The 25,506-nt window shown below is 73.6% G+C and carries 13 protein-coding genes; 7 read left to right on the forward strand and 6 right to left on the reverse strand.

The window, feature by feature from the left end; all coding sequences use genetic code 11:
- Positions 1-313: 313 nt before the first annotated feature.
- On the reverse strand, positions 314-874 hold the full coding sequence (locus NQO67_RS38965) for a MarR family winged helix-turn-helix transcriptional regulator (RefSeq protein WP_255955240.1): 561 nt from the start codon (positions 872-874) through the stop codon (positions 314-316).
- Positions 875-987: 113 nt separating this feature from the next.
- Here NQO67_RS38965 and NQO67_RS38970 point away from each other — a divergent pair, with 113 nt between their 5' ends.
- Positions 988-2,313: an MFS transporter gene (locus tag NQO67_RS38970; RefSeq protein WP_255955303.1), complete on the forward strand. Its 1,326-nt coding sequence runs from the start codon at positions 988-990 to the stop codon at positions 2,311-2,313.
- A 57-nt stretch (positions 2,314-2,370) separates the two neighbouring features.
- Here NQO67_RS38970 and NQO67_RS38975 read toward each other — a convergent pair whose 3' ends face one another.
- Together NQO67_RS38975 and NQO67_RS38980 are read right to left on the reverse strand one after the other, a co-directional pair.
- Positions 2,371-4,104: an ATP-binding SpoIIE family protein phosphatase gene (locus NQO67_RS38975; protein WP_255955241.1), complete on the reverse strand. Its 1,734-nt coding sequence runs from the start codon at positions 4,102-4,104 to the stop codon at positions 2,371-2,373.
- 283 nt (positions 4,105-4,387) lie between these two features.
- Positions 4,388-5,812, reverse strand: a complete 1,425-nt coding sequence (locus NQO67_RS38980) for an NAD(P)/FAD-dependent oxidoreductase (protein ID WP_305126815.1) — start codon at positions 5,810-5,812, stop codon at positions 4,388-4,390.
- A 361-nt stretch (positions 5,813-6,173) separates the two neighbouring features.
- Between NQO67_RS38980 and NQO67_RS38985 the strand changes: the two genes are divergently transcribed.
- Positions 6,174-7,106, forward strand: a complete 933-nt coding sequence (locus tag NQO67_RS38985; protein ID WP_255955242.1) for a TetR/AcrR family transcriptional regulator — start codon at positions 6,174-6,176, stop codon at positions 7,104-7,106.
- A gap of 578 nt (positions 7,107-7,684) precedes the next feature.
- On the forward strand, positions 7,685-10,222 hold the full coding sequence (locus NQO67_RS44715; RefSeq protein ID WP_374119274.1) for a sigma-70 family RNA polymerase sigma factor: 2,538 nt from the start codon (positions 7,685-7,687) through the stop codon (positions 10,220-10,222).
- A gap of 117 nt (positions 10,223-10,339) precedes the next feature.
- On the opposite strand, the gene NQO67_RS39000 is transcribed toward NQO67_RS44715, so the two are convergent.
- Positions 10,340-14,431, reverse strand: a complete 4,092-nt coding sequence (locus tag NQO67_RS39000) for an AfsR/SARP family transcriptional regulator (RefSeq protein ID WP_255955243.1) — start codon at positions 14,429-14,431, stop codon at positions 10,340-10,342.
- A 283-nt stretch (positions 14,432-14,714) separates the two neighbouring features.
- Complete coding sequence (locus tag NQO67_RS39005) at positions 14,715-16,841, reverse strand: asparagine synthase-related protein (RefSeq protein ID WP_255955244.1); 2,127 nt, start codon at positions 16,839-16,841, stop codon at positions 14,715-14,717.
- Positions 16,842-18,051: 1,210 nt separating this feature from the next.
- Here NQO67_RS39005 and NQO67_RS39010 point away from each other — a divergent pair.
- The 4 genes from NQO67_RS39010 (at position 18,052) to NQO67_RS39025 (ending at position 24,010) form a co-directional block, all read left to right on the forward strand.
- Positions 18,052-19,473: an NsdA family TPR-like regulatory protein gene (locus tag NQO67_RS39010; RefSeq protein WP_255955245.1), complete on the forward strand. Its 1,422-nt coding sequence runs from the start codon at positions 18,052-18,054 to the stop codon at positions 19,471-19,473.
- Between the two features lie 309 nt (positions 19,474-19,782).
- Positions 19,783-20,985 (forward strand): L-2-hydroxyglutarate dehydrogenase, encoded by a 1,203-nt coding sequence (lhgD, locus tag NQO67_RS39015; RefSeq protein ID WP_255955246.1) that lies wholly within the window; start codon positions 19,783-19,785, stop codon positions 20,983-20,985.
- 534 nt (positions 20,986-21,519) lie between these two features.
- Entirely contained in the window at positions 21,520-22,281 is a 762-nt protein-coding gene (gene trmB, locus NQO67_RS39020; RefSeq protein WP_255955306.1) for a tRNA (guanosine(46)-N7)-methyltransferase TrmB, read from the forward strand.
- A 250-nt stretch (positions 22,282-22,531) separates the two neighbouring features.
- On the forward strand, positions 22,532-24,010 hold the full coding sequence (locus tag NQO67_RS39025; protein WP_255955307.1) for a PrsW family intramembrane metalloprotease: 1,479 nt from the start codon (positions 22,532-22,534) through the stop codon (positions 24,008-24,010).
- Between the two features lie 443 nt (positions 24,011-24,453).
- On the opposite strand, the gene NQO67_RS39030 is transcribed toward NQO67_RS39025, so the two are convergent.
- Positions 24,454-25,398, reverse strand: a complete 945-nt coding sequence (locus NQO67_RS39030; RefSeq protein ID WP_255955247.1) for an aldo/keto reductase — start codon at positions 25,396-25,398, stop codon at positions 24,454-24,456.
- Positions 25,399-25,506 lie beyond the last annotated feature (108 nt).

Consider the following 25,506-nt stretch of genomic DNA (forward strand, 5'->3'; position numbering starts at 1 on the left):
CTGATCCGATTTCCCGGCCGGAGCGGGCGCCTTTCCGTGCCTTGCGGCCGTTCCGGCGAGGTTTCAAACCATAGCCCATGATCCTGGAGGCTCATAATCCGAGCCCTGCGTGATTTCCTTTGGGCACGCCAAAGGGAATCCCACTGGGATGTCGCGCTAAGGGTTGGGTGTCGCGGTTGCGACGAAAGGCGTTGTCGCGGAACCGTTACGGCTCCGTGGCAACCCGAAGAACCTTACGGATCACTCCTGGCCCTGTCAACTCACGCCGCCGTTGCTCACGCAGGCCCGGCTCGGCAGCAGCCAGGCGAGGGAGTCAGTCGAGGTCGCTGAGGCGTCCGCCCGCGTCCGGTTGGGTCTGCTCGACTCGGCGGAGGAGTCGGATGAGGACCTCGCCGAGGTCCTTGCGCTCCTCCGGGGAGAGGTCCTGGACGAGGTCCTCTTCGAAGACGGCGGCGAGGCGCATGGCCTCCTGCCACTTGGCGCGGCCCGCGGGGGTGGCCTCGACGATCACCCGTACACGGTTGTTCTCATCCCGGTCTCGGGTGACGAGACCTTCGCTCACCATGCGGTCGATGCGGTGGGTCATCGCGGCGGGCGTCAGCCCCAACCGCTTGGCCAGGTCCCCGGGCCCGAGCCGGTACGGGGCGCCTGAGACCACGAGCGCCTTGAGTACCTCCCACTCGGCGTTGCTTATGCCGAGCGTGGCGGTCTGCCGGCCGTAGGCGACGTTCATCCGGCGGTTCAGCCGGCCGAGGGCCGAGACGATCTGCTCGACCTGGGGATCGAGGTCGCGGAACTCCCGCTGGTAGGCAGCGATCTGCTCCTCGATGCTCGGCTCATTGCTCGGCTCGTTGACGCCAGGGGTGTCACCCATGTGCGCAGTATGCCACGCCCTCGTTTTGCATTGAAGTCCTTCGTTTCGTAGAATTTAGCTTCTAACTTTACTATCGAAGTCTTTCGACTTCATCTATCTCGGGTGAGGTGAGTGTGAGCAGGGGGGTGAGCGCGGCCGTGGCCGTGCGCCGGATCCAGGTGGGCAGTGCGCTGAGTGCGCTCGGTCTTGGTCTCACGGTTCCGTTTCTCTACGTCTACGTGGCGCAGGTGCGGGGCCTGGGGGCCGGGGCCGCGGGGTTGGTGCTCGCGGTCTTTGCCGTGGCGGCGCTGGTGGTGCTGCCGTTCGTCGGTCGGGTCATCGATCGGCGTGGTCCGGTGTTCGTGCTGGTGGGCGCGGCGCTGCTGGCGTCCGTGGGAGCCATGTGCCTCGGTGTGGCGGGCAGTGTGGCGGGCGCTGGGCTGTCGGCTGCGGTGCTCGGGGTGGGGACAGCGGTGATGCAGCCCGCGCTGGCGACGTTGCTCGTGTGGTCTTCCGCTTCGGCGCAGCGCACCCGTGCCTTCGCGACGCAGTTCTTCTTGCAGAACCTGGGTCTGGGCGTCGGTGGTCTGCTGGGCGGCTGGGTCGTGGACGTGCACCGGCCGGGCAGCTTCACGGTGCTGTTCGCGATCGAGGCCGTGATGTTCCTGGTGCTGGCAGCTGTGGCCGTTTCCGCTTCGGCGCGGATACCCCGTGCGTCGGGGGCGTCGGAGCTGGACGGGGCGCACGACGGGCCGGGGGCAGTGGTGCGGGGCGGTGCGCGGGTGCTGCTGGGGAATCGGGCGATGGTGCAGCTGTGCGTGCTCGGGTTCGTGCTGTTCTTCGTCTGCTACGGGCAGTTCGAGTCGGGGCTGACGGCGTACGGCGTCGCGGCGGCGGGGATCTCGCCGTCGATGCTCGGTGTCGCGCTCGCGGCGAACACGGCGGTGATCGTGGTGGCGCAGTTCGCGGTGCTGCGGTTCGTGGAGCACCGGAAGCGGTCCCGGGTGATCGCAGCCGTCGGGTTGCTGTGGGCGCTGGCATGGGCGGCGGCCGGGTACGCGGGGCTCGGGCCGGGTGGTCCGGTGGTGGCGACGGCGGCGTTCATCTCGACGTATGCCCTGTTCGGGCTCGGTGAGGCGATGCTGTCGCCGGTTCTCGCGCCGTTGGTCGCGGATCTTGCGCCGAGCGGGATGGCCGGGCGTTACAACTCGGCTTTCGCGCTGGTGAAGCAGCTTGCCCTGGCGCTCGGGCCGGCCGTGGGCGGGCCCCTGGGGGCGTCGCTGCACATGCCGTACGTCGTGACGTTCCTGCTGTTCTCGCTGGTCGTGACCGTGCTGGCGGTGCGGCTCGGGCGGCGGTTGTCGCCGGCGCAGGACCAGCCGTCTGCGGTGCGGAGCAGGGTCGTCGCGGCCGGTGGGGTCCCGGCCGAGCAGATGTCCACCCGGCCGGCCGGCGCCTGAGGGTCCGGCCGGCGACTGAGGGCGGGATGGCTGCGCGGTCCCGGAGGCGAACCGCGCTCACATGTGAGGTGCGCGCGGGGTGGGCGTGCCGGGTGGGACGGCGAACTCGCACCAGACGGCCTTGCCGCCTTCGGGGGTGCGACGGGCGCCCCAGTTCGCGGCGATGGTGGCGACGATGGCGATACCGCGGCCCGCCTCGTCGACGGGCTCGGCGCTGCGGCGGCGCGGCAGGTGGTCGTCGCCGTCGGTGACCTCGATGATGAGGCGGCGGTCGGTACGGCGCAGCCTCAGGCGCATGGGCGGGATGCCGTGCTGGAGGGAGTTGGCGACGAGTTCGCTGGCCGCGAGGACGCCGAGGTCGTGCATCTCGGGCGGGAAGCGCCAGCTGGTGAGGACGCCGGAGGCGAAGGCACGCGCGCGTGGTGCGGCTTCTACTCCACCGAGCAGGTCCAGGGCGGCGTTGCGGAAGAGGTCGCGGTCGGGGCCGCTGTGGGCGGTGTGCTGGAGGACGAGCATGGCGACGTCGTCGTCGTGGGCGGCGGTGACGCCTGCGATGCGCAGCAGGCGGTCGCAGACCACCTGGGGTGTGCCGGTGGCTCCCGCGAGGGCGCGTTCGAGGGCGGCGATGCCTTCGTCGATGTCCTGGTCGCGGCGCTCGACGAGGCCGTCCGTGTAGAGCACGGCGGTGGCGCCAGGACCGAGCGGAACGGATCCCGAGGAGTGCAGCCAGCCGCCGGTGCCGAGCGGGGGCCCGGTGGGCTCGTCGGCGCGCCGCACGGTGCCGTCCTCGTTGCGTACCAGGATCGGGGGGTGGCCGGCCGACGCGTAGACGAGCCGTCCCTCGTTCGGGTCGTGGACGGCGTAGACGCAGGTGGCGATCTGGTGGTCGTCGATCTCGGCGGCGAGTCCGTCGAGGAGTTGCAGGACCTCGTGTGGGGGCAGGTCCAGGCGGGCGTAGGCGCGTACCGCGGTGCGCAGCTGGCCCATGACGGCGGCGGCGCGCACGCCGCGGCCCATCACGTCGCCGATGACGAGGGCGCTGCGGCCGCCGCCGAGGGTGATGACGTCGTACCAGTCGCCGCCGACCGCGGCTTCGGTGCCGCCGGGGTGGTAGGTGGCGGCGATGCGCAGGTCGTCGGGCTCTTCGAGCTGCTGCGGCAGCAGGGACCGCTGGAGGGTGACGGCGGTCTCGCGCTGGCTGCGCTCGCCGGCGCGCAGGCGTTCGTTGGCCTGGGCGTGTTCGGTGACGTCGGCGGCGAAGATCAGGACGCCGCCGCCGTCGCATGCGGTCGGCGGGTCGACCGGGGTGCAGGTGAACGTGTAGAAGCGGCCGTCCGGCGCCTTGCGGGACTTGACGGTGCGCGGCTTGCGGCTGCGCAGCACCTGGTCGAGGAGGGTGAGCAGGCCAAGCTCGGCGAGTTCGGGCATGGCCTGGTCGGCGGGGGCACCGGTGGGGCGGATGCCGAAGGCGGCCTCATAGGCGTCGTTCACGTAGGCGATGCGGTGCTCGGGGCCGTGCACGAAGGCGACCAGGGCGGGGATGTGGTCGAGGATCCTGCGTACCTGCGGGTTGCCGCGGGTGCCGGCGTGCGGGGGCTGCGGGGGCTGGGCGTCGGCAGCGGGGTCGGACTCACCGGCGGCCTCGTCGGCGGGCGTCGACCGGTGCGCCGGCTGCCCGGCTCGGGCGGCGGGCACCGGGCTTTCCCCTCGCTGTGCCAGGGACGTCCCATGGTTGGACCGGATGCGACGCTGCGTTCCGGAGAGCCGGGCGCTCCAGCGGGTGAAGTTCACCGAATTCTTGCCTCGTGTCGTGGTGTCGGGGCCTGCCCCTTGCGGTGGGTCCCGGGGATTGCTCCGGGGGCGACGCTCTGGGCAGCGGCCTGGTGGGGTCGGGACGCCGGGGTGTGGGGAGATGTGCGAGGTCAGCGATGTCATGGGTGGCATGAAGGTCGCAGCGGCGGCACCGTTCCTGGTGGGGACGGTCCGCCGGAGGTCGCGGATCCAGTCTGACCGACGGGACGGGAATCCGTTATCCGTCAGACGCCGCTTGCATCGCCGTAGTTCCTGACACCTCTCAGGAGGACCCGTTCGGGTTGCGGGGTGGGTGACCCCCGTGTCCTCCGGCCGCGAGCTCGAACTCCGCGCGGGGGTGTTCCAGGGACCCCAGGGAGACGATCTCGCGTTTGAACAGCCCGGAGAGTGTCCATTCGGCCAACACGCGTGCCTTGCGGTTGAAGGTGGGCACCCTGCTCAGGTGGTAGACGCGGTGCATGAACCATGCAGGATAGCCCTTCAGCTTGCGTCCGTAGACATGCGCGACACCCTTGTGGAGGCCCAGGGAGGCGACCGAGCCTGCGTAGGAGTGGGCGTACTCCTTGAGGGGTGTGTCGCGCAGCGTGGCGACGATGTTCTCGGCGAGCACCTTCGCCTGGCGCACCGCGTGCTGGGCGTTCGGGGCACAGAGGGTGCCGGGCTCCTCGGCGGTTGCGTCGGGTACGGCGGCCGCGTCGCCGGCGCTCCAGGCGTGCGTGACGCCGTCGACGCTGAGCCGGGTGGTGCAGGTCAGCCGGCCGCGCTTGTCCAGCGGCAGGTCGCTCGCGGCGAGGACGGGGTGCGGCTTGACGCCGGCGGTCCACACCACCGTACGGGTGGGGAAGCGTGCGCCGTCGTCCAGGACGGCGACCCGGTTCTCGCAGGATTCCAGGCGGGTGTGCAGGCGGACGTCGATGTTGCGGCGGCGCAGCTCGCGCACCGCGTACTCGCCCATCTCGGCGCCGACCTCGGGGAGGATGCGGTCGGTGGCCTCCACGAGGATCCATTTCATGTCCTCGGGCCGGATGTTGTGGTAGTACCGCGCGGCGTAGCGTGCCATGTCCTCCAGCTCGCCCAGGGCCTCCACGCCCGCGTATCCGCCGCCGACGAAGACGAAGGTCAGGGCCGCGTCGCGGACGGCGGGGTCGCGGGTGGAGGAGGCGATGTCCATCTGCTCGATGACGTGGTTGCGGAGCCCGATGGCCTCCTCGACCGTCTTGAAGCCGATGCCGTGGTCGGCCAGGCCCGGTACGGGGAGCGTGCGCGAGACGGAGCCGGGGGCCAGCACGAGCTGGTCGTAGGAGATGGTCACGGCGCCGGTGCCCTCCTCCTCGGTGGAGAGGGTGTCGAGGGTCGCGGTGCGCTTCGCGTGGTTGATGGCGCTGGCCTCACCGATGACGACCCGGCACTGGTGCAGGACCCGGCGCAGGGGGACGACGACGTGCCGCGGGGAGATCGACCCGGCGGCTGCCTCCGGCAGGAACGGCTGGTAGGTCATGTACGGGTCGGGGGTGACCACGACGATCTCCACCTCGCCCCGCCCGAGCTCGGGCTTCAGTCTCCGCTGGAGGTGCAGGGCGGTGTACATGCCGACGTAGCCACCGCCGACGACGAGGATGCGCCGGCCCGATGCCGGACCGGGCGTGGTCCCTGGGGAAAGTGAGGCCTTCACCTTCCCATGACGCATCGCGGCCCGGCGTTTGTCCACAGGCTCGACAATTTGTATGACTGGAAGCCGTAGGTTGTCGAGCTGGAGCGGAAGCTTACGTTCCGTAAAATTCCCGCAGGTCAGACGGCATGTTGCGGGCGTTTTGCAGCCGCTGGGCCGGAGGGGTGACCGGGACTGCTCCGATCGGGCGGGCCGCCTCGAAAGGTCGGCCCCTTCTGAATTGACTCGCGCTCAACTATGTTCTGTGACGTCGGGGCGTAGGGGGATGCGCTCGGCAGGCTCACCGACTCGGGCCCGCGCCATTGGTGTTCCCCGTTGTCCCGGTTGTCAAAGGCGGGGACGGTCTCCGGGGGGAGACGACTTAACCGGGGGAACATTCATGCACATTCAGGACTCTCAATGGTCCGGCACGTCCGCCATCGCCTCAGGTGGCGGAGGCGGAGGCGGAAGCAGTCACACGACCACGACGGACGGCACCCGTACCTCACCGTTGCGGGTGGATGCCCAGCGCAATCTCGAGCACGTACTGCGCGCTGCGCGCGAGGTCTTCGGCGAGCTGGGGTACGGCGCTCCCATGGAGGACGTGGCGCGGCGCGCCCGCGTCGGCGTGGGCACCGTCTACCGACGCTTTCCCAGCAAGGACGTCCTGGTCAGACGGATAGCCGAGGAGGAGACCGCGCGCCTCGCCGACCAGGCACTGGCGGCGCTGGGGCAGGAGGACGAGCCTTGGTCGGCGCTCTCCCGCTTCCTGCGCACCTCGGTCGCCTCCGGCGCCGGCCGACTTCTGCCGCCGCAGATACTGCGGGTCGAGGTCGACGGTGACGACCTGGCGGCCGAGTCAGCGGAGCACGCGGCCGGTTCGGAGCGTGAAGGCAGCGGTGCCGACGGCCTCGCGGCGGGCCGGCGGGTGCCGCAGCAACGCACCGCGGCGCACACCGACGCCGGCTCCTCGACCGCGACCGCGGCAGGTCAGCGGGCGGCCGGCCCCGATCTGCGGCTGGTCGGCCGGGGTACGGGCCCGGACGACCGCGGTCAGACGCCCGGCTCCGCTTCGGGCTCGGGTTCGGGCTCCGGCGAGGAGGGCGACGGCGCGCTGGAGGAACCGGGCGCGCGTGCGCTGCTCGACGTGGTCGGCAGGCTGGTGGAGCGGGCGCGGGACGCGGGCGAGCTGCGGGAGGACGTGACGGTGTCCGACGTCCTGCTCGTCATAGCCACCGCGGCTCCCGCCCTGCCTGATCCGGCCCAGCAGGCGGCGGCCTCGGGCCGACTGCTCGACATCCTGCTGGAGGGACTGCGGTCACGGCCCGCGTAGGGAGGCGGGCCGCGTAGGGAGGCGGGCCGCGTAGGGACACGGTGCGCGGGGCACAGCACCGGGCGGGCGGCGGGGTGGTTTGCCTGGCCCGGTGGTGTGCTCGATCTGGTGGCGTGCTCCGTCTGTGAGGGCCTCGTCCGGTGTCCGGTAGTGGGCCTTGTTTGGTGATGGGCTTCGTCCAGTGATGGGCTCAAGCCCGTGCTGGTCTTGAAGGCTTGTGCTGGTCCTGGAGGCTCGTGCTGGCTCTGGTTGAAGCCTGGTGCTCATCCTGAAGGCCCCGTTCCACTTGGCGTGGGGGTGAACACCCGGCGGCCTCATGTTCGGTCCGGGTGGCGGTGGCCGTGCTGACGTCGGGTGCGTGCGTGGCCGAAACGGCGGTGCGGTGGCGCGCCGGATCGGAAGTGCGGGCGGTGCCTGGTACGTGTGGGTGCGAGGTGCAGCTCGCCGGCGTGTGATGCGGGAGCGGCACCGTTTACGGCTGGAGGACTAGGCGGCCGGGGAAGGGCCTCCGCAGAGCGTGCCGTTGTGGGACGCTGGCCGGAGGCCGGGGTTGACGGGGCAGGCGGAGGCAGTCCGCGATGAGCATGGACGGGCGGGACGAACCACTCGACGGCACGGGCACGCCCGACGAGGCCAGCGTGCCCGCACAGCGCCAACCGGGGGACACTCCCGTGGCGAACGAGTCCGGCACCGCGGCCACGGGCTCCGCTGCCACGGGCGGCGCTCCCGGTGCGCCTTCGGACGCCGACCTGATCGCACGGATGCGCTCCGGCGACGACAGCGCGTATGCGGACCTGTTCCGCAGGCATGCCGGGGCCGTGCGCCGCTACGCCCGCACCTGCTGCCGGGACGCGCACACCGCGGACGACCTCACCGCCGAGGTGTTCACGCGGACGCTCCAGGCCGTACGGAGCGGCTCCGGGCCCCTGCACGCGGTGCGCGCCTATCTGCTGACCACCGTGCGCAGGGTCGCCGCCGACTGGACGAAGTCGGCCAGGCGGGAGCAGTTGGTCGACGACTTCGCCGCGTTCGCCGCCCAGGCCGCGCAAGGTACCGCCGGGCCCGACGCCGGGGCGCTCGAGGCGGGGGCCGACGTACTGGCCATGCGGGAGGCCGAGCAGTCGCTGGCCATGCAGGCGTTCCGCAGCCTGCCGGAGCGCTGGCAGGCCGTGCTGTGGCACACCGAGGTCGAGGACGAGTCCCCGGGCGAGGTCGCCATGCTCTTCGGGCTCGATGCGAACGGCACCAGGGTGCTGGCGAGCCGGGCCCGTGAAGGCCTCAAGCAGGCCTATCTCCAGGCGCACGTGAGCGCCGCGCTCGCCGCCGACCAGGAGTGCGCACGCCACGCCGACCGGCTGGGCGCCTATGCGCGCGGCGGCCTGCGCAGCCGGGCCGAACGGGGCCTGCGCAAGCACCTCGCCCAGTGTCCCCGGTGCCGGCTGGCCGCCGGACAGATCAAGGACGTGGCGAACGGCCTCCCCGGCGCGGTACCGGTGGCGATCATCGGCTGGTTCGGCGCCGCCGGGTACGCGAAGGTGGCCGCGCTCTTCGCGGGTGGCGCGGCCGGGGCGGGCGCCGCAGCGGCGGGCGCGGGCACGACTGTGGGCCACGCCGCCGGCTCAGCCGGTGCCGGAACGGGCACGGCCGTGGGGCACGCCTCGGGCGCGGGCGGCGCGAGCGCCGGCGGGCTCACGGGAGGCGCAGGGGGCGGCGCAAGTGGAAGTGCCGGTGGCGCGGGCGCCGGGAGCACGGGCGCGGGCGTCGGTGCGGGCGGTGCGGGTGGCTCGGGCGCCGGTGCGAGCGCGGGTGCGGGTGCGGGCGCCGGTGGCGGCTCGGGCGCAAGTGCCGCGGGCGGAGGCGGCGGAACGGCTGCGGGTGGCGGTGGCGCAGGCGGCGGAACGGCTGCGGGTACCACTGGCGCAGGCGGCGCGGGCACGGGTGCGAGTGGCGGCGGCGCGGGCACCGGCACGAGTGCCGCCGGGACGGGCACCAGCCCGTCCGCGGGTGCCGCAGGAGGCGCCGGCACGAAGGCCACCGGCGGCACCGGTGCGAGTGGCGGCGGCAGCGGCAGCGGCGCCAGTACGGCCGGTGGAGGCAGCGGACCCAGCACGGCCGGTGGTGCCGGCAAGACCGGTGGTGCGGCCGCCAAGGCCAGCGGTGTTGCCAGCAAAGGCAGTGGTGGTGCCGGCAAGACCGGTGGTGCGACCGCCAAGGCCAGCGGTGCTGCCGGCAAGGCCAGCGGTGCTGCCGGCAAAGGCGGTGCGAGTGGTCAGGGCGTGGGGGCGGCGCTCAGTGGGCCTGTGAAGGCCGGTGTCACGGCGGCTGTCGCCGCGGCAGCCGCGGCCGCGTTGGCCCTGGCTCTCGTCGGCAGCCATGCGACGCCGCCCCACAAGCCCGAGGCCAAGCCGCCCGCCTCGTTACCGCAACCCGGGGAGACCGAGAAGCCGGAGAAGCCCGGCGGACCGCAGCGTGAGCTGCCGCCCGTCGCAAAGCCGGTGCCCACTCGGCCGCCGGGCCCCACGTCCCCGGAGACCGACCCGACTCCGTCGCCCAGCCCGTCCCGGACCCCCGCCCCCCACGGGTCCCCCACCCCGACACCGAGCACGCCGACCCCCACCCCGACGCCGAGCGAGCCCACCCAGCCGCCGCCCACCCGGCCGCCGCCGACCCAGCCGCCGCCCGCCCCGGTCATCTACCAGTGGAGCCAGTTGGAGTACGGCTTCGAGGGCGACGGCAGCGCGCCCGAGATGCGCGGCGGCGGCAGTTGGGTGTGGCAGCGGCACGGGCTCCGGGTGGACGGACAGCGGTACGCCCAGGGCGTCACCGTGCACGGCGTGTCCTCCGTGACCATCGACCTGAATCGCAGCTGCACCGCCTACGACGCGCTCATAGGGGTCGACGACGCCACCCTCGGGCTCGGCTCGGTGCGGTTCGCCGTCTACGGGGACGGCATACCGCTGTGGCGGTCCCCGGTGGTGAGGGGCGGCCGGTCCGTCATACCGATGCACGTCACCCTCACCGGCCGCGCCACCGTACGCCTCGTCGTCCAGCCACAGGGGGTCCTCGACACGGTCATGCTCGCCGACTGGGCGGAGTCGCGCTTCACCTGCCGATGAACGGAACGGTGACGGCTTCGCCAGCTGATGGCGGGTGACGGCTTCGCCGGCCGATGAACGGGTGACGGCAGCTGCCGAGCGCCGCTGATCAGGTGCCGGACCGCGCCGGCCGCGTGCTCACGTCGACGGCGGCCAGGGTGGCGCGGTGTCAGGGACGGGCGGTGGCGGGTCGATGCCGAGGACGGTGGACAGTTCGGCCAGCGTGTCTTCCGGGGCGAGGCTCGCGCCGGCCGCCAGCTCGGCACGGTAGCGGTCCGCGCCCAGCGCGGCGGAGGCCTGTTGCTCCGCCGTGTCGGCGAGCACCCGATCCGGCTGGGGGCGTGGGTGGTCGCCGCGCCAGGCCGTGGCGGCGCCGAGCAGCCGCGCGGCGCACGGATGGTCACCGAGTGCGGCCACCAACGCAGCGGCGCAGTCGACCAGACCGGCGAGGACCGACTCGGCGCAACGGTGCACCATCGCCTCGTACAGCGTGTCGGACAGCACGGACAGCCCGGCCGTCGGACCGGACTCGGCGGCGGTGACGCGGGACTCGACGCTGTTCAGCAGGACGGTGAACTGCGGGGGCGGGGTGCCGCGCGCGGCCTCCTCCCGGGAGGCGTTCCACAGCGTCCGGGCGCGTGCCGTGTCGCCCTCGTCGAGAGCCAGGAGCGCGCGCAGGAGGCGTGCGTAGGCGCGGATGTCGGCCACTCCGGAGCGGTCCGCCGCCTCGTCGGCCTCGTCGAGGAGCTTGATCGCCGTGCCACGGTCGCCCGCGCGGTAGCCGATCTCGGCCATCCTGGCCAGCAGGAAGGGCGTCTCCGCGTGGGCGCCGACCTCGTGGGCGAGCCGCAGGGCCTCCTCCAACCGGCTCTTCGCCTCCCCGAACCGGCCGCGGGCCATGGCCGCCTCGGCGTTGGCGCTGCACACCTGTGCCAGCATCCAGCGGTCGCCCGCCCGCCGGCTCAGCACGCTCAGCTCCGCGAGGTACTCGTCGACGTCGTGGATGCCGCCGGACCGGTCGATGGCCATGTGGGCGCGGAACATCAACAGGACACCGGCCTCCCATGCGCCGCCGTGCACACGGGCGTTGGCGATCGCGGCTCCCAGGGCGGACGTCACCGCGTCCGGGCCTTCCAGGGCGAAGACGGTGAACGGCCAGAGCAGGCCGGGGAAGCGGGCGGCGGCGGGCACCGGCTGCCCGAACACCTCGCGGATCCGGGTGATGTGGGCGCGGGTGCGGTCGTCGGTGAACAGCTCGAAGGGCTGGTTGTCGATCTCCAGGAACAGGTAGACCAGGCGCAGGCTCATCCGCTGCCAGAAGAGCGGGTGGTCCTCGGTCTCGCCGGGGTCGGCCGCCAGGAGAGCCGTGTCGACCGACGGTGCGGAGGGGCGGGCCACGGCCGCCGACGGGGCGGCGCCGGAGGCGCTGGGGGCGGCCGGGGCGTGCAGGTGGGCGTCGGGGGCGTGTGGTGCGGCGGGCTCGGGAGCCGTCGTCGGAGGGGGCTCCGTTGCGGGCACCACGAGGCGCAGGATGCGCTCGATCCACCGGGCGGCCTCCTGACGGTAGTTGCGCAACCACCAGAACCAGCTCAGGGCGACCGCCAGCGACCCCGCGCTCTCCTCGTCGCCCGCGGCCAGCGCGCGGTGCAGCACCGCGCGTATGTTGTCCAGCTCGGCCTCCAGGCACTGGATCCACGCCAGTTGGGCGGCGGAACGCAGCAGGGGGTCGGCCTGCTCGACGAGGGCGTGGAAGTACGCGGTGTGGCGGCGCTCGGCCGCGGTGCGCAGCGCGGGGCGCTCGGCGGCGCGCTCGGTCGCGTACTCGTGGATGGTTTCGAGCAGGCGGTACCGCATGCCGCCGCCGCCCGGCGCGCCGTCCAGCGGGCCCTCCACGGGAGTGGCGACGACCAGGGACTTGTCGACGAGTGCGCCGATGATGTCGGCGACGGCGCCCGTGCACACCGCTTCGGCGGACGGCAGGTCCCAGCCGCCGGCGAACACGGAGACCTCGCAGAGCACGATGCGCTCCGTCTCGTCGAGCAGCTCCCAGGACCAGTCGACGACCGCGCGCAGCGTCTGCTGACGGGGCAGGACGGTACGGCTGCCGCTGGTCAACAGGCGGAAACGGTCGTCGAGCCGGTCGGCGATCTGGCGTGGGGTGAGCAGCCGCAGCCGGGCGGCGGCCAGCTCGATCGCGAGCGGCAGGCCGTCCAGGCGGCGGCAGATCTCGGCGACGGCGGCCGGATCGCTGCCGGGGTCGAAGTCGGGGCGTACGGCGGTGGCGCGCTCGGTGAACAGGCGATGGGCCGGGTCGGGCGGCAACGGCTCGACGGGGCGCACCGACTCGCCGGGCACGCCCAGCGGCTCCCGGCTGGTGGCGAGAACGGTCAGGCCGGGGCAGTGGGTGAGCAGGGTCTCGGCCAGCTCGGCGGCGGCGTCGATGACGTGCTCGCAGTTGTCCAGGACCAGCAGCAGGCTGCGCGGGGCGCAGTAGTCGACGAGCAGGGCGACCGGATCGCCCTGGGGCGCGGCATGCTCCGCCAGCAGCACCGTCTCACGCAGGCCGAGCGCGCTGACGACGGCGCCGGGGACCGCTTCGGGCCGGTCGAGCGGGGCCAGCTCGGCCACCCAAGCCTGCGCGTGCCCGGCCGTGGCGTCGTCCTCGGCGCGGGCCGCGGCCTCCTCGGCGAGACGGGTCTTCCCGGAGCCACCAGGTCCGGTGAGCGTGACCAGACGGGACCTATGCAGATCCGCACGGATGGCGTCGAGTTCCGGTTCACGTCCCACGAACGAGGTGAGGCGGGGCCGGATGTTCCCCCTGCGGACCGTCTTCGCGGGTGCGCGCCCGGGCCGCGCTCCGCTCTGCCCGGGCTCCGCTTTGTTCTGCTCGGGGTCCGCTCCGTTCCGCTCGGGCCGCGTTCCGTTCTGCTCGAAGTCCGCCACCGACGGCTGGTACGGCTCCGTCACCGACGGCTGCTCCCGCTCCGCCCCCGACGGCTGGTACGGCTCCGGCTCCGTCGCCGACGGGCGCCCTGGGCTCGCCGGCGGCTGGTTCGGGTGCCTGGTGAGCTGGTCCGGCGGCGCTGTGGGCTGGTCCGGCCTGGGGGGCGGCTGGCCCGGCTGTGCTGCCTGCTGGCCTGGCCCCGCTACCGGCCGGCCCGGCTGCTTCGGATCGCCTGCGGGCTGGCCCGGCCTGAGTGCAGGCTGCGTCACCTCCGCTACCGGCTGGCCTGGCTCTGCTGCCGGCCGGCCCGGCTCCCCCGCCCGCCCGCCTGGCTCGGCCATGGGGTGGCTCGGTTCCGTCCCCCGCTGAGCCGGCTCGCTCGCGGGCCGCCTCGGCTCTCCTACCGGCCGGCCCGGCTCCGCCTCCGGCTGCCGCTCCGGCTCCGGCTGCTGCGGTGGCTCGGCCCCGGTTCGCCGTTCGGACGCCGTCCCCGTGTGCACCGTCCACGCCTGCTGCGGTTGCTGCGGCGCGAGGCCAGGCTCCGCCCCCGCCCGCCGCTCCGGTTCGCCGTCGGTCAGCAACTCCGTGTGCAGGTTGCGCAGCTCGGGGCCGGGGTCGGTGCCCAGGCCGTCGGCGAGGGTGCGGCGGGCCTTCTCATACGCGGCGAGGGCGTCGGCCCGGCGGCCGACGGCGCGCAGGGCGCGGAGGAGGAGCGCGTGCAGGGGTTCGTCGTACGGGTGCGCCGTGGTGAGTTCCGTCAGCTCCGGTATGAGGTCGGCGGCGCGGCCCAGCCGCAGATCGGCCGCGATGCGGGTGCGCACGGCGTCCAGGCGTCGCGTCTCGTGGCGGGTGGCCACACCCACGCGGTCAGGGAGATCGGCGAGGGCCGGGCCGCGCCATAGGCGCAGCGCTTCGCGGAGCGTGCCGGCCGCGGTGGCGGCATCGTCGCGGTCCCAGGCGGTGACGCCCTCCCGCACGAGTCGTTCGAACTGGAAGAGGTCGATGTCGTCGGGGTCGGCCACCAGGCGGTATCCGCCCTGGTCGGAGGCGATGGCGCGCTTGCCCAGGGCGCGCCGCAACCGGCCGACGAGCGCCTGGAGCGCGGCCGGGGCGTCATGCGGGGGCCGGTCGGCCCAGACCTCGCCGATGAGCGTGTCCGTGGTGACCGCGCGACCGGGGCGCAGCGCGAGGGCGGTCAGCAGGGCACGCAGGCGCGTGCCGCCGACGGGCACCGGCGCGCCCTGGTCGTTGCGCGCCTGGGTGACGCCGAGGATCTCGTACCGCACAGGTCCATTCTCACCGGGGACGCTTCCGAAGCGTCCGGGTTTTACGGCGTGGCGGGCGGCCTTCCGTGCAGCCTGTGCCGTGGCCGTTCACTGGAGTCTCCTTCGTGACCGCTGCCTCGTACTGCGAAGAGGACGGTCATGGGACCGGATCCGTGGCAGCGCATCGCGTCGCACGACCTCAACGGCCGCAAGGGCTGTGTGGGCCGCAAGGGCCGTGTGGGCCGTGTGGGGCGCGGACCGCCGTCACTCGGAAGGATAGGCCCGCGGACGGGCCCCACGTCCGCTACGGCTTGCGGCCCGCTCCCAACGCGTCCCGATGGGGGGCCACGCTTCCCGAGGGGACCGCGCGCTGACGGGCCGGGGTGCCGCTCCAGCAGGTGCCGCGGCGGGCCAGGAGGCGGCGTAGCCACACCTCCAGGGAGACGAGGTCGGCAAGGCCGTCCAAGGGGAGCGGCTCGCCCTCGGAGGCGGCGCGCAGGGCCTTGCGCACCACCCGTGCCTCGACCAGGCCGGCCTCCGCGAGCAGGGGCGTGTCGAAGAGCATGACCAGGTCCCCTATGGCAGCCCGTAGCCCGGTGCGTGCGGTGGCCGTGGCGTCGGCGGGCGTGCCGGCGCCCCAGCCGGGCGGCAACTCGGCGACACCCGCGCCCTCCAGGACGGTGCGCAGGATCGCGGCGCGCGCGCCCGGCTTGACGCGTAGCGCGACGGGTAGCGCACGGCAGGCGCGCACCACCTGGTTGTCGAGGAACGGGGCGTGCAGCCGTTGGAAGCGGACCTCGGCGGCCTGTTCGAGGATGCGCAGGTCCCCGGAGTGTCGGGCGAGTGCGGCACGGGCCCGGAAGTCGCCGGGGCGCAGCCCGGAGCCGGGTCCCGGGCGGGACGTCGCCGCCTGAAGACGAACCGATACTTCAGCCAGGGCCTCTCCCGTGAGCCACCGCGCCGCCGGCCCCGGCCGGCCCCAGGCGAGCGCCGCGAGCGAGGCGCCCACGGGATCGATCGCCTCGTCGAAGCGGCGCCGCAGCAGCCGGTCGGCGAGGGCGTCGATGCCCGCGCGGTAGGGGGTGCGGGCGAGACGCCGCGCGGCGCCGTACACGCGTGCCGGCACGATGATGGAGCTGGCGGAGCCGTCCGCCTTGGCGAGCGCGGCGACCGGGCGCACCAGGTGCCGGCGCTTGCGGTCCACCAGCAGGTCGGCGAGGCGGGCCGGGTGGGCGTCGAGGACCTGCCGGGCGCCGTATCCGGCGATGTGGTCGGCGCTGCCGGAGGCGAGCCGCGCACGGTGCCGGGTGGCGGCCACCAGGGAGGGGCCCGGTTCGTCCGTCAGGGGGCCTTCCAGGTCGGCGTAGGGCAGGACCTCCTCGCCGCCGGCGACGACGACGTGGTGCAGGCGGGGGTTGGCGGCGATCGCGCCGGCGCGTTCCAGCTCGGCCTCGTGCTCCTGGCCGCCGACGGCGAGGTCGTTGAAGGTGACCGCGAGCAGCCGCTCCCCGGCCCCCGTGCCGTGGCCCAGGATGGTACCGGGCATGCCGGGCAGCCCGGCCGCGAGCAGGGCGAGGGCACCGGAGGCGGGGCCTCCTGACAGGTCGGCGCCGATGCCGGGCACGGGCATGCCGCGGCCGGCACGGCGCTCTGCGGGCCCCATGCCGGGGACGGGCCCCGGGTCTATGCCCGCCCCGGGGACGTGGCGCGGCGCGGCGAGCCGGGTGCGTACCGCTTCCACGAGCGCGTCACGGACGCCGTCCATGGCGCTGGCCGCGTCGCCGGACGGCTCGGCGACGGCGAGGGAGGCCATGGGCTCGTAGCCGGCGATCTCACGCGCGCCGGCGCGCAGGATCAGTGCGTGCCCGGGTGGGATACGCCGAACGCCCTCGTAGGGCGTGGAGTCCTGGAGTGCTTCGGGTACGTCGGGAGTGGCGAGCAGGGCCGCCAGGTGGCCGATGTCGAGGGGGGCTTCGATGAGGTCGGCGAGCGGCAGCGCGGCCGTGGCGTACGCCGTGCCACCCGCCCACGGCGTGTAGAACACCGGCCGTGCGCCCGCGAGGTCGCCCGCGACGGCGATGCGCCGGCCGACCTGGACGATCGCCGTGTAGCTGCCCGACCAGGCGGTGAGGTGCCGCAGGGCGCCGCCACGAGCCGCGAACAGTGCGACGCGCAGCTGCTCGTCGCTGGCCCCGCAGGTGCCGAGCACGGCGATCCGGGTCTGCGGGTCGGCCTTGACGACCCGCACCTCGTCGGGGCGCCAGTCACCCACGGCCCACAGCGGATCCGGGTCGCCCCACAGGAGTTGGGAGCCCACGGGGTGCACCGTCTCGCCGTCGTAGCCGGACTCACCGCCCGCCGGAGCGGGCCGGGCCGCCCCTCGCCCGAGGGCACCGGCGGCGGCACTGCTCCACCCCACCAACCACCGCATTGCCGCCTCCACAGGCTGGGGACAACCACTGCAATCAGCGCAACCGCTGCCATCAGCGAGCGCAACCACTGCACATCAGCCCGACCGGTGGTGCGGTGGAGTCGAACCGGACCCGAGCGGAGCCACAGCACCCCCGCAGGGCCGGCGGCCGTGCACAGCGCCCCGTTGCACCGCTGCGGTCCCCGCGTACTCCTACGCCGCCACCGGCAGTCCCCAGGAAGCACAGGCGCTCCGCGCGAACTGCCGCGAGGCGCCCCAAGCCCACCGGAGCCCGCCGGACCCGTCGAAGCACGTCGGAGCCGCCGTGAACCGCGGCGATCCACCGCCCAGAGACGCCGGATCCACCACCACACCGAACGAACTGGGCACCATGCTGCCATGAAGGAGGCGCACAGGAAGGTTCACGGAACTGCTTGCGTGCTCCTGCATGCGCCCCTGGCAAACGCCTCATGTCGCGTCATGGCCCCTCGCCATGACGTCGGGTGACCTCCGGGTGACGTAACGGAGGTCGCCCGGGCGGACCGACGGCCCCGGCGGAGCTTCCCGGACCTGTCCCGGCCCTTCCCGCACCTGTCCCGGCCCTTCCCGGACCTGTCCTGGCTCCCCTTCGGAGCCCTGCCGGAGCTTCTTGCCATGGAGTTCCGGTCGAGACTCGCCCGGGCACCGCAAAGAGGCGACACAGCCACGCGCCAAGGTGTAAGAGGAGCGTTTCGCGTAGGCGATTTTCGGCCAAATCGGCCGGGATGATATTGGCCTGCGCGCTCCACCCCGACGGGCGGACCCAACTCACGGTCCGGGAGGCGGGACTCGCCTCCCGGACCGGTCCGCCGCCCGCGGGGATGAAGGCGGCGGTGTCCCCCAGCTCGCTGGACCCAAGTACAGCGAGCCGACCCACGCGTGATCCATCGAAGCGCTTGCGGGATGGCCGGAGTAGAGCGCACAGCCGGGCGCACGGCCACACGAGCGGAGCACGCGCCGGCGTGGTCGGCCTCCACACGGGCAATAATCTCGCCATCCGGAACTATGCCTCTTAACGCTTGGGATGCACCGAACTACCCTGTGTATGCCTGTGTTTTCGCGGTGGCATATACCCGGGGGCTCGGACATCCGCTCTTGCGGCCTGGGAGAGGGGCGCGACCGGGGGGACACAAGCACGAATGCCGTGCGGTGGTGCGACCGTCGCGGCAGCCTTCTGTGTCAGGGGTGGCGCATGTCCAGGGATCAACGCGGGCCGAACGAGAAACTCGGCGCCGTCCTCGCCCTAGCGGGAATCAGTAACGCGGGACTCGCCCGGCGGGTCAACGACCTCGGGGCGCAACGCGGGTTGACGCTTCGCTACGACAAGACATCGGTGGCCCGTTGGGTCTCCAAGGGCATGGTGCCGCAAGGCGCCGCGCCCCACCTGATAGCCGCGGCCATCGGCCAGAAGCTCGGCCGTCCGGTGCCGTTGCACGAGATCGGCCTCGCCGACGCGGACCCCGCGCCCGAGGTCGGCCTCGCCTTCCCGCGCGACGTCGGCGCCGCCGTGAAGTCGGCGACCGAGCTGTACCGCCTGGACTTCGCCGGACGCCGTGCGGGCGGCGGCGGGATCTGGCAGTCACTCGCGGGTTCGTTCGCCGTGAGCGCCTACGCCACACCCGCCTCGCGCTGGCTGATCACGCCTGCCGACGCCTCCGTGGAGCGCAGCGCGGGGCCTGGCGGTGCCGGTGGGCCGCTCAAGGTCGGCCACAGCGACGTACGGAAATTACGAGAGGCCGCCGAGGACGCGCGGCGCTGGGACTCCAAGTACGGGGGCGGCGACTGGCGGTCCTCCATGGTGCCCGAGTGCCTTCGGGTGGAGGCGGCGCCGCTGCTGCTCGCCTCGTACTCGGACGAGGTCGGCCGTGCGCTGTTCGGCGCCAGTGCCGAGCTGACCCGGCTGGCCGGCTGGATGGCCTTCGACACCGGCCAGCAGGAGGCCGCCCAGCGGTACTACATCCAGGCGTTGCGCCTGGCGCGGGCCGCGGCCGACGTGCCCCTCGGGGGCTACGTGCTGGCGTCGATGTCGCTCCAGGCCACCTACCGCGGCTTCGGCGACGAAGGCGTGGACCTCGCCCAGGCAGCGCTGGAGCGCAACCGCGGCCTGGCCACCGCGCGCACCATGAGCTTCTTCCGGCTCGTCGAGGCCCGGGCGCATGCGCGCGCGGGCGATGCGCAGGCGGCCGGGGCCGCGCTGAAGGCCGCGGAGGGGTGGTTGGAACGCTCCCGCGAGGGGGACAACGATCCGTCCTGGCTGGGTTTCTACACCTACGACCGGTTCGCCGCCGATGCCGCCGAGTGCTACCGCGACCTGAAGGCGCCGCGCCAGGTGCGGCGCTTCACCGAGCATGCGCTCTCCCGGCCTACCGAGGAGTTCACCCGCTCGCACGGTCTGCGCCTGGTCGTCTCCGCCGTCGCCGAGCTGGAGTCGGGGAACCTGGACGCGGCCTGTGAGCAGGGCGTACGGGCCGTGGAGGTGGCGGGACGCATCTCCTCGGCGCGCACCACGGAGTACGTCAAGGACCTGCTGCACCGGCTGGAGCCCTACGGGGATGAGCCCCGGGTGGTGGAGCTGCGCGAGCGGGCCAGGCCGTTGCTCATGGCTCCGGCGTAAGGGGATCGGCGCCGCGCGGTGCCGTTCCGGTGAGGCCGGTGCGCCGTTCCGGTGGGGCCGCGGTGCCGCTCCGGTGGGGCCGGTGCGCGCTTCGGCGGGGCGGGCCCGCTCGTGCTCCTGAGGGTGGGCCGGTCCGTCGCGCCCGTGCGCCGGGCTGGCTCCGCCGGTGGTGGGCGCCCGATGCGCGCTGCCCGGGTGTGCGGGCCGTGGAAGGGCCCGTGGTGCGACTCGGCTCGGCGGGCAAGCGGCTTTCCGGGTTTGAGCGCGCCGTAGGTGTGCAATGCACTATCGGACGTGGGAGGTGGACGTGTGGCGCGGGTCGACTGCGATGTGCTGGTGATCGGCGGCGGAATCGTCGGCCTGTCGACGGCGTACGCCGTCGCGCGCGCGGCCCCCGGAACCCGGGTGACCGTCCTGGAGAAGGAGCCGGGCCCGGCCCGCCACCAGACCGGGCGGAACAGCGGTGTCATCCACAGCGGCATCTACTACCGCCCCGGCTCGCTCAAGGCGCGCTACGCGGTGCGCGGCGCCGCCGAGATACAGAAGTTCTGCGCCGAGTACGACATACCGCACGCGCAGACCGGCAAGCTGATCGTCGCCACCGAACGCGCCGAGCTGCCTCGTCTGCACGCCCTCGTGCAACGCGGCCGGGAGAACGGCATCCCGGTGCGCGAACTGGGCCCCGCCCAGATCGCCGACTACGAACCGCACGTGCGCGGGCTCGCCGCGATCCACGTCGCCACCACCGGCATCTGCGACTACCGGCAGGTCGCCCGGCACCTGGCGGAGATGTCCGGAGCCCGGATCCACTACGGGGCGCAGGTGACGTGCATCGACCGCCGTCCCGACCGCGGCGTGGCCGTGCGCACCGCCGACGGCCTGGTGGTGCGCGGCAAGGTGATGGTCAACTGCGCCGGACTGCACTGCGACGAGGTGGCGCGGCTGGCGGGCGACGACCCCGGGATGCGGATCGTGCCCTTCCGAGGTGAGTACTTCGAGCTGGCACGCCCCGACCTGGTACGGGGCCTGGTCTACCCGGTGCCCGACCCGGCGTTCCCCTTCCTCGGGGTACACCTCACCCGCGGCATCGACGGCGGCGTCCACGTCGGTCCCAACGCGGTACCGGCGCTCGCCCGCGAAGGCTACCGGTGGGGCACGGTGCGCCCGCGTGAACTCGCGGCGACGCTCGCCTGGCCCGGCTCCTGGCGCATCGCCCGACGGCACTGGCGATACGGCGCCGGGGAGTTGCGGCGCTCGGTGTCCGCGCGGTCCTTCGCCGGGGCGGTGCAGCGGTTGCTGCCCGAGGTGACCGCGGCCGACCTGGTGCCGGCGCCGGCGGGGGTACGGGCGCAGGCGGTACTGCGGGACGGGACGCTGGTGGACGACTTCCTGATCCGGGAGGCCGCACGGACCGTCCACGTGCTCAACGCACCGTCGCCGGCGGCTACGGCGTCCCTACCGATCGGGCGCGCGGTCGCCCGGCGCGCCCTGGTTGCGCTGGCCGAGGGGTGAGCCGGGTCTCGGGTTCCGGCGGTCCACGGTGGCCCCGGTGCCCGGGGGCGCGGGCGGCCTTGGGGCTGCGGCTCCGCCGCGGAGGGGGGTGGGGCTGGGGGGGGCTGGGGGGCTGGGGGACGATGCGACCCTGCGGGTCGGTACCGGCCGGGTGGAGTTGTTCTGTCGTGTCCGGACGAGCGGCCGGTGGGGGCTGGTCGCGCAGTTCCCCGCGCCCCCTTTTGGCGCCTTCGGCGCCCCTCGTCGGGCGGGGTGAGCCGGTCGCGCCCACGCGGCGGAGCCGCAGAATGTCACAGCCCCGCGCCCCTTATCAGCGCCTTCGGCGCCCCTCCTCGGGCGGGGGTGAGCGGGTCGCGCCCATGCCATAGGCCTCCGTACCATTGACGCACTGTGTTCCAGTCCAACGAATCCCCGACAGCTCCCGACGCCGACAACCCGGACCCCGGCCAGGGTGCCGACCAGGGTGCCGATCGGCGCGCCGGTCCGGGCGGCGGCGATCGCAGCCGGCACCTGGTTGCGCGCGAGCGTACGCGCATGTTCCCCGAGGGTGCCGGGCCCGCGCCCGACCCCGCCGGCGCTCGCTTCGAGCGGCGGATTCGGAGCTTTCAGCCCCGACGAAGCAGGATCACCGCAGGTCAGGAGGCGGCTCTCCGGCGACTGTGGCCGGCCTGGGGGTTCGACGTGGACGGTCAGCGGGTGCTCGATCTCGACGCGCTCTTCGACGGGCGCCCGGTCGTGCTGGAGATCGGCTTCGGCATGGGCGAGGCCACCGCGGAGATGGCTGCCGAGGATCCGGACACCGGCGTCCTCGCCGTCGACGTGCACACGCCCGGCCAGGGCAATCTGCTCGCGCTCGCGGAGCGGGGCGGGCTGACCAACGTCCGGGTGGCCAACGGCGACGCGATCATTCTGCTCCGCGAGATGCTGCCGCCCGCCGCACTGGCCGGGCTGCGCGTCTACTTCCCCGATCCCTGGCCGAAGAAGCGCCACCACAAGCGGCGTCTGATCCAGCCGGATTTCGTCACCCTCGCGGCGAGCCGCCTCACGCCCGGCGCACTGCTGCACTGCGCGACGGACTGGGAACCCTACGCCGAACAGATGCTCGACGTGCTCACCGCGCACCCCGGCTTCGAGAACACCCAGGTGGACGGCGGCTTCGCCCCGCGCCCCGGCTTCCGGCCCCGCACCCGCTTCGAGGCGCAGGGCATCGACAAGGGCCATGTCGTGCGTGACCTGCTGTTCCGCCGGACCACCAGTGAGGTCGACGAGGGAGAGCGGCCATCGGCCGTGACCTGAGCCGTGACCTGAGGCGCCATCGCCGCCGGCGCCATGGCTGGTTAGGGTCGACAGCGTGACCACGAGTCCTCCGCCCCCGCCGTCCCGGCCCGGGCACCCGTCCCCCTCCGGGATCCCTCACCAGCCAGGGACCCCTGCTGCCGCCGCACCACACGATCCGGACGCACCCGCTGGTCCCACGCCCGCCCCGCTCCCGCACACCGCGCATGCGCCGGACCCGTACGCCCCCGCGGGCAACCCCAGCGCCCCCCTGGCCGCCGCGCCCGCGCCGGCGCCCCGGCATCCGCACTGGTGGCAGCGGCCTGCCGTGCGGGCCGGCGCGATCAGCACCCTGCTGGCCCTGTCCGGTCTGGTGATACTCGCCCTCGTGCGGGAACAGACCGGGACCCATGGCTTTCTCGTCGGTCTCGGGCTCGCCGTACTGCCCGTGCCGCTGCTCATCACCGCCTTCCGCTGGCTGGACCGGGTGGCCCCGGCGCCGTGGCGCAACATGATCTTCACCTTCGCCTGGGGGGCATGCGCTGCCGCGCTCATCGCGATCGTCGCGAACAGCTTCGCGGTGCACTGGATAGCCAACGAGACCGCCGACCCGGCCGGCGCTGACACGCTCGCGGCCACGGTGATAGCGCCCATCGTGGAGGAGTCATCGAAGGCGGCCGCGGTACTGCTGATCTTCCTCTTCCGCCGCCGTGACCTGACCGGACTCGTGGACGGCGTGGTGATCGCCGGAGTCTCCGCGACCGGCTTCGCCTTCACCGAGAACATCCTCTACCTCGGCACCGCCTTCGGCGACGACCAGATCAGCGGCGGCACCGGCTTCGCCTCGCTGACCGTGGCCACCTTCTTCGTCCGGGTGGTCATGTCGCCGTTCGCGCATCCGCTGTTCACCGTGCTCAGCGGCATCGGCTTCGGGCTGGCCGCGGCGAGCCACGAGCAGCAGCGGGTGCGCCGTGTGCTGCTGCCGCTCGGCGGGCTGCTGCTGGCGATGGGCATGCACTCGGCCTGGAACGCCTCGTCGTCGCTCGGTGGCTACGGCTTCCTGCTGGTCTACCTGGCGTTCATGGTGCCCGCGTTCGCGCTGCTCACCTGGCTGGTGATCTGGACCCGGCAACGCGAGCTGCACACCGTGCGCGATGAACTGCCGCCCTATGTGGTGGCCGGCTGGATGCCCCCGCACGAGGCGCATGTGCTGGGCTCCCTGCGGGCCCGGCGGCTGGCGCGCGAGTACGCCGCACACGCGCTGGGCGGCAAGGCGGCCCGGCGTGCGGTGGCCGAGTACATGGCGTTCGCCACGTCGCTGGCGTTTCTGCGCCATCGGGGGCGGCGCGGTCGGGCCGGCACGGGCTTCGCCGCGCAGGAGGAGCGACTGCTGCGTGAGCTCTGGCGGCGCCGGGATGTGGCTCGCCCTGCGCTGACCCAGGCGACACGGGCGTTGCCGCCGGCGCTGTGGGCGTGGGCGGCGCCCACGGCGGGCTCGGCGCCCACGGCGGGGGCGGCACCGTTCGGTTATGGGCCGCCGCCCGGCTGGGGGGTTCCGGGGTATCCGGTGCGCCCGGGGTATCCGGGGTATTCGGTGCCTCCGGGCTATCCGGGGTATTCGGTGCCTCCGGGCTATCCGGGAGCGGTCCCGGGCGCCGGGGCGTCTGGGTGGGTCGGCGGCGGGCACCCCGCCGGGGGCCACCCGTATCCCGGTCCGCCGTCATGTCCGAACGGGGCGCCGCCCCGGTAGGGGGCCGCCCCGGTAGCAGGCCGCGCGATCGACCAGCCGCCGGTTCGGTGGTCCGGATACGACAGGACCAGCCCCCTGGGTCGGTGACGACCTGACGGTCTCGTCGGGGTTGGTCGCGCAGTTCCCCGCGCCCCTTTCAGGCGCCTTCGGCGCCACAAAGGGGGGCTACCACTGCGGCTCCGCCGGGTGGGCGCGACCAGCCCACCCCGCCCGACGAGGGGCGCCGAAGGCGCCAAAAAGGGGCGCGGGGCTGTGACTTTCTGCGGCTCCGCCGCGTGGGCGCGACCAGCCCCCCACCGGCCGCTCGTCCGGACACGACAGAACAACCCCACCCGGCCGGTACCGACCCGCAGGGTCGCATCGTCCCCCAGCCCCAAGGCCGCCCGCCGCGCCCCCGGGCGCCCCGCACCCCCACGGGCGTACCGCGCCCTACGCGCGCACCGTCAAGCCGAAGCCGCCGTGAGCCGTCCCATCTCCTCTGCCGTGAGGGCCAGGTCCGCCGCCGCCATCAGGGGCGGCAGTTGGGCGGTGGTGCGGGCGCTGGCTATGGGGGCGGCGACGGTGGGGCGGGCGGAGAGCCAGGCCAGCGCGACGGTGGCCGGCTCGGTGTTGCGTTCCTTCGCCACGGCGTCCAACGCCGCGAGCACCTTGCGGCCCCGCTCGGTCTCCAGGTGCCGGCCGGCGCCCGTGGCGCGGGCGCTGCCGACCTCGGCACCGGGGCGGTACTTGCCGGTGAGGAAGCCGGAGGCGAGCGCGTAGTAGGGCAGCGTGGCCAGACCGGCGCGGGCCGCGACGTCCTGGAGGGCGCCCTCGTAGGTGTCCCGAGAGACGAGGTTGTAGTGCGGCTGGAGCGCCGTGTACGGGGTGAGGTTCTCGCGCGTGGCGAAGTCGAGTGCTTCCTGGAGGCGTTCGGCGCTGATGTTGGACGCGGCGACGGCCCGTGCCTTGCCCGACTTCACCAGGTCGTCCAGGGCGGTGACGATCTCCTCGACGGGGACGGTGGGGTCGTCGCGGTGGGTGTAGTACAGGTCGATGTAGTCGGTGCCGAGGCGGCGCAGTGACTCCTCGGCGGCGGACTTGATGTTCGCCGCGGACAGGCCCTTGTAGTCGGGGTGCTGGCCGCCCTTGGTGGCGACGACGATGTCGGAGCGGTTGCCGCGTGCGGTCAGCCACCTGCCGAGGATCGTCTCGGACTCGCCGCCTTGGTTGCCCGGCGCCCAGGCCGAGTAGACATCGGCGGTGTCTATGAAGTTGCCTCCGCCGGCCGCGTAGGCGTCGAGCACGGCGAAGGACTGTTCTTCGTCGGCCGTCCAGCCGAAGACATTGCCTCCGAGGGAGAGCGGAAAGACCTGGAGTCCGGATGAGCCGAGTGGGCGAAGTGACGTCATGGCAGGTGGCAACCCCGGTGCGTCGGCGGGTATTCCGCTTCTCCGGACCGGGGATGCCGTCCCTCGGCGCCCGCACGTGGTGTAAGGCGCCTACTTCAGGGCTCCGTC

It is taken from the genome of Streptomyces odontomachi (assembly GCF_024435355.1).
In the GTDB taxonomy this organism is placed as follows: Bacteria; Actinomycetota; Actinomycetes; order Streptomycetales; family Streptomycetaceae; genus Streptomyces; species Streptomyces odontomachi.

What these genes read in the sequence shown, in the direction of transcription:
- NQO67_RS38965 (WP_255955240.1), bottom strand. Translation starts at nt 874, where the DNA reads ATGGGTGACACCCCTGGCGTCAACGAGCCGAGCAATGAGCCGAGCATC.
- NQO67_RS38980 (WP_305126815.1), bottom strand. Translation starts at nt 5,812, where the DNA reads ATGCGTCATGGGAAGGTGAAGGCCTCACTTTCCCCAGGGACCACGCCC.
- NQO67_RS38985 (WP_255955242.1), top strand. Translation starts at nt 6,174, where the DNA reads ATGCACATTCAGGACTCTCAATGGTCCGGCACGTCCGCCATCGCCTCA.
- NQO67_RS44715 (WP_374119274.1), top strand. Translation starts at nt 7,685, where the DNA reads ATGAGCATGGACGGGCGGGACGAACCACTCGACGGCACGGGCACGCCC.
- NQO67_RS39005 (WP_255955244.1), bottom strand. Translation starts at nt 16,841, where the DNA reads ATGCGGTGGTTGGTGGGGTGGAGCAGTGCCGCCGCCGGTGCCCTCGGG.
- NQO67_RS39010 (WP_255955245.1), top strand. Translation starts at nt 18,052, where the DNA reads ATGTCCAGGGATCAACGCGGGCCGAACGAGAAACTCGGCGCCGTCCTC.
- trmB (WP_255955306.1), top strand. Translation starts at nt 21,520, where the DNA reads ATGTTCCCCGAGGGTGCCGGGCCCGCGCCCGACCCCGCCGGCGCTCGC.
- NQO67_RS39030 (WP_255955247.1), bottom strand. Translation starts at nt 25,398, where the DNA reads ATGACGTCACTTCGCCCACTCGGCTCATCCGGACTCCAGGTCTTTCCG.